This window comes from Thiocapsa sp., assembly GCF_035467215.1.
Taxonomy (GTDB): domain Bacteria; phylum Pseudomonadota; class Gammaproteobacteria; order Chromatiales; family Chromatiaceae; genus Thiocapsa.
In genome coordinates this window covers 1-5,247 of the sequence record NZ_DATITZ010000034.1, presented here as the reverse complement: position 1 = coordinate 5,247, position 5,247 = coordinate 1, and the positions used below count along the sequence as shown (strand labels likewise).

Here is a 5,247-nt window from a genome sequence, read left to right as displayed (position 1 = left end):
CGTGAGATCCGATAGTGCCTGGAGGAGCCGTTGGCAAGCCCGATCTCGAGCTCGTTGAGCGGATCCTGCTGATTGTAGGCAGGATCATCCGCGATACCGAGCACGCCGCGGTAACCCAGATTGGCGATACGCAGCATCAAGGCCGAGACCGTCTCCGCGTCGACGGGCCGATCGCTGTCGGCGAGCGTCCAGACACCCGTCTCGTCCTTGTTCAGGATCCAATCGTTCATGGCGATGCGGTTGATCTGCTCGCCCTCCAAGCGCAGGAGTCCCACGTCGATCCAGTCGTCCCGTCGTGCGGAAACGTCGGACAAGGCCAGCCTCAGCTCGTAGACGCCCGGCTCCCCCGGAATACCCGCGAAGACACGCTTGAAGCCGGGAGAGTCGCCGATCAGAAGCCCGGCGATCGTTCCCGTTTCTCCTTCGAGCGTCAGGCGCCGCTCGAAGGTGTCGTCGGCGACCTTGAAGCGCTCGCGGGCCTCGTCGCTGGTGGCGATCGGTAGGGGGCGCTTCAGCGCGGCGAGCTCGCCTAGGAATTGCTCGACCTTGGCGCTTTGCACCGGCAGGTCGGCCAGATCCGCAACGAGCCAGGTGTCGCCGCGGCGCGCGAGGGTCACGGACTCGGTCCCGTCGCCGCTCTCGATACGCAGGCCCTGGACTTGATCGGGTGTCATGCCGAGCAGCGGCGTGTCGGCTCCGCTCGGCACGAGTGTACGACCGCCGCCGAGATTCAGACCGAGGGCGAGCAGGATCTGCAGGACCAGCAACCCGGCCAGCCCCACGACGAGCGGCGCGCGCAGGTCGGGACGCCAGCCGGTATCGGATTGAACTGTCATGTAAGTCATTCTCGTCTTAAACTTAAACCGCACCCGGCGCGTTATGCGATGTTTTCGGATGGAAACGGCCCCGGCAAACTTAACGACCGCCGGAGTTGGCGCGGTTTAAGATATTAAAAAGTTTACTATTTTAAACCGCGTCCCTGCTAAGGGCTGTCGATGCACCAAGCGTCGAATTGACTCGAAAGTCAGCATTTCGCGCTGGACGCGGTTTAACCTTGGATCAAGCACGCGCTTGAGCGCCCAGAATCGCCTCGTCGGCCCGCTCGCGCCGCGCCCTCGCGCGTCGGTACAGCCAATACACCAAGGCCAGACCGGCGAGGGCGAGGACATAGTTCAGAGTCTCCCAGAAGATGCGACCCTCGCGACCCACCGGCTCGAGCAGTCGGTTGAACTGACCGCGTCCGCGCAGGGTGAGCAGACCCCGATCCTCCAGCGACCAGTCGACGGCGTTCTGGATCAGCTCCAGCGGTTTGAGATAGCGGCTTTGGGTCGCTTCGGTCGCCAAACTGATCGCGGTGTCGGAGAGGAAGGTGGACGAGCCGATCAGGATCAGTCGAGCCGAAGCGGGCGAGGTCTCCACGACGCCCGAGATGACCGGGGTCTTGTCCTCGGCGGGTTCGCCGGTCTCCGGGTCGATCGCCTGCGGATCGGTGTCGTCGGGCCCGCTGTCCTCGGATGCGTCGTCTTCGGCCGCATCGTCCAGGAGCGGCGAGGGACGCCCCGCGAAGGCCGAGTCGAAGCGTCCCTCGACCGCAACGGCTAGGGCACGGCTGCCGCGATCCTCGCCGCGCGGGAAGCCGAGACTGCCGTGCGTCTCGAAGTCGGGCTGCATGTTCTCCGAGTCACTGGTCCAGGAACCGGACGAGCTGCGGATCAGCTCGATCACACGCCGATCGGCATTCTTCTCGGCATCGATCTGAATCGGCGAGGTCCAGTTCATGGTGATCTGGCCGAGGGCCGAGGTGATTCCGGAGTCCTGAGCGAGTCCGTCGCTGCGGACATCCGGGAAATAGGGATAGTCGAGCGTTTGGATCTCCTCGACCATAAAGCCGCCCAGGTCGCGCTGCACCGGGATCGGGAAGGGCGTGTTCTTGGGGTCGAGCGCCAGGCTCGGCTCGAGTGTCAGCCCCTGATGGGCGAGCCAGTCTTCCAGGCCGGTCGGTGCGGCCCGCGCCGCGATGGAGCCCCCGGCCAGGTCCAGATCGAAGCTGGATGCGGCCAGGATGACGGTCCCGCCCTGCATCAGGAATTGGTCGATGGCGAACTGCTGGCGCTCGTCCATGGCCTGGGGTCCGACCACCAGAAGCAGATCGGCATCCTCGGCGACCTGACCGGATGTGAGATCCGTCTCGCGCAGATTGAATCCGGTGCGCAGGGTCTCCTGCAAGAGGCCATAGCCGGGTCCCGCGGCCGGCTCGCCGAACATTCCGGGCGTCGACGGCGGCGTGTAGAGCGCGATGGTGCGCAACACGCCGGGCGCGAACCGCTTGATTCCGGCCTCGATGGCGCGGGTCAGACCCGCCCGATCGAGCGACTCGGGGAGCGGAACCGGAACGGCCTGATCGCCGGATTCGAGCACCATGTAGAAATAGAAGGGCGTGGGATCGAGCAGGCTGACCACCAGCGGCTCGAAGCCGAACTGCTCGGCAATCGTTCGGGCCAATGAGCCGTCGCCGGCCGCAGGATCCTGGATCTCGACACTGAAACGCTCGCCACCGTCTGCGGCAAGCTCGGAGAGGATTGACTCCAGGTCGGCCCGCAGCTCGGGCAAGGGCTCGGGCAGGCGATCGGCCGGCGAGATGAAGCCGCGGAAACGGACCGGTTCGGTCAGATTGGCGAAGAGATCGCCGGCGCCTTGGTAGCCGTAGAGGACCTTGCGGATCACGCGGGTGAGGTCGTACTCCGGGTTGCGCAGGCGCACGTCCAGATCGGTCTCGCCCTGGACCTTCACGTCGATCAGATCCTGAAAGCCGAGCGTCTCGAACTGATCGCCGTACTTGATCAGGATGTCGAAATAGGAATTGACCACGGAGGCCTGATACTTGGTCGCGGTCTGGAAGGCGACGGGGCGGATCCCGTACTGCTCGCCGGCCTCGCGCTCGAGCTCGGGCGAGCGCTCGGGGTCGACGAACTCGACCTGGACCCGGCTGCCGCCAGCGATTTGGTATTCACGCAGCAGATCGCGAATCTGCGGGACCAACGGGGCCAGCAAGGGGTGTGTCCGCGCTGAAATAGCCGCGGATCAGGAGCGGCTCCTGCAGTTGACCGAGATAGGTCCGGGTCGCCTCCGAGATCGAGTAGACCCGACCCTCGGTGAGATCCACGCGGGCGTTGCCGACGGCGCCGAGCCAGAGGTTCGCGGCCAAGAGATTGGCGACCGCAAGCCCGGTCACCAGGGTCCAGCGGCGATGATGCCGCCGGTTGGCGTCCGATTCGGCCCAGCGCAGCCGCTCAAGGCTGTAGAGTGTGAGGGCGAGGAAGGCGCCGACGATGCTCAGATAGTAGACGAGATCGCGCAGATCGATCACGCCACGCGTGATGGACTCGAAGCGCGAGCCGCTGCCGATGAGTCGGAGCAGCTCGCCGCCGTCGTGCCCCACCAGATTGGTCAGCGCCGGGGTGCCGATCAGGTAGAGCAGGGCGCCGACCAGGGTGGTCCCGATCAGGGCGACGATCGGGTTGTCGGTGCGCGACGAGACAAAGAGTCCGATCGCCAGATAGGCCGACGCCAGCAGCAGGGTGGCCAGATAGGCACCGATCACCGGGCCCCAATCCATCGGACCCAGGAGCGAGACGGTGAGCGGGATCGGCAGCGTCAGGGCCAAGGCGATCGCGACCAGGGCGAGACCCGCCAGGAACTTGCCGAGGACCAGATTCAGGGTCGGCACAGGCAGGGTCATGAGTGTCTCGAGCGTCCCGGCGCGTCGCTCTTCGCTCCAGAGCCGCATGGTCAGGGCGGCACAGAGAAAGATCAGCAGCACCGGCATCCAGTCGAACAGGGGTCGGGCATCGGCGATATTGCGCGCGAAGAAGGCGTCGACCCAGAAGAAGACGAAGAGCGAGACCGCCAGGAAGGCGCCGATGAAGAGATAGGCGACGGGCGAGCCGAAGAAGGCGCCGAGCTCGCGGCGTGCGACGCGCAGGATGTCAGACATGAGCCACCTCCATCTGCTCCAGGGTCACGGCACCGAAGAGGTCTTCGAGGTCGCGCCGCTCGGGTGCAAGTCCGTAGAGGTTCCAGGGTTCTCCGCCGAGCGCCTTGGCGACCAGCGGTGCGAGCGCCTGTGGATCCGCCGCGCTCAGGGCGAAATGGCGAAGACCCGCATCGCCGTCCCACGCCTCGACGTCCGTGACCCCCTCAATCCGGGAGAGTACAGGCCGCGCCTCCTCGGGCGCGCAGTCGAGCGTGACGAGCAGGCGCTTGGGCCGCCCGATAGCATCCAGTGCACTGTCGAGCGCCAGTTGGCCGCCGCGCATGATGAGCACCCGGCTGCACACCGCCTCGACCTCTTGGAGGACGTGGGTGGAGATGATCAGGGTCGCATCCTTGGCCAGCTCGCGGACCAGGCTTCGCATATGCTGGATCTGCGAGGGGTCCAGGCCGTTGGTCGGCTCGTCCAGGATGAGGATGGCGGGCTCGTGCAGGATCGCCTGGGCCACGCCCACGCGTTGGCGATAGCCGCGCGAGAGTGTGCCTATGATCGCGGTCGCCTTGGGACCGAGATCCGTGCGCTCGATGGCCCGGCGGATGGCCGCGGGACGGCGGTTGTCGGCCATCCCGTGCAATGCCGCCTGGTAGTCCAGGTAGTCGATCACACGCATCTCGGGATAGAGCGGGCAGTTCTCGGGCAGATAGCCGATGCGCCGTTGCGCCTCGCGCCGCTGCTCGGCGATGTCCAGCCCGTCGATCCGGATCGAGCCGCTGCTCGGCTCCAGATAACCGGTCATCATCTTCATGATGGTGGTTTTGCCGGCCCCGTTGTGGCCGAGCAGTCCGACGATCTCGCCGCGGCCGATGTCGAACGACACCTGTTGAACCGCCTTGAGCTCGCCATAGCTGCGACTCAGCTCGCGAACCTCGATCATGATGTCTCCTGCTGAACCGCGTCCGATGTACTTTGCGCCGACATCGCGCGGGATCGGCTCTCGGCGATCCCCGGCGCGTCGGAGGGGACGCGGTTCAGGACTTTGAATGGTTGAGAATGTGAACCGCGTCGAGGATCAAGCGATTCTGGACCGCCGGCCCCGTTTCGGGAAAACCTCGGCTTATCGGATCTTGGCGCGGTTGAGCGTCTCTCGGGCCTCGGACGCTGTTCGGGCGCGGATTTCACCCGAGGCGGCCGCGGGATGCAAGACCTGTCGAGTTCGTTCGTTGTCGTTGTCGTTGTCGTAATCGACGATCGATCCG

2 protein-coding genes and 1 pseudogene are annotated in these 5,247 nt (G+C 65.5%); all 3 read right to left on the bottom strand.

Annotated elements, in window-relative coordinates; all coding sequences use genetic code 11:
• Positions 1–836 (bottom strand): DUF4340 domain-containing protein (locus VLR48_RS01860; protein WP_325290148.1); only part of this gene is annotated, 836 nt, incomplete at its 3' end.
• Positions 837–1,059: 223 nt separating this feature from the next.
• Positions 1,060–3,994, bottom strand: a pseudogene (locus tag VLR48_RS01855) (Gldg family protein).
• Positions 3,987–4,925 (bottom strand): ABC transporter ATP-binding protein, encoded by a 939-nt coding sequence (locus VLR48_RS01850; RefSeq protein ID WP_325290147.1) that lies wholly within the window; start codon positions 4,923–4,925, stop codon positions 3,987–3,989. Before VLR48_RS01850 ends, VLR48_RS01855 begins: the two are co-directional and overlap by 8 nt.
• Between the last annotated feature and the right edge of the window lie 322 nt (positions 4,926–5,247).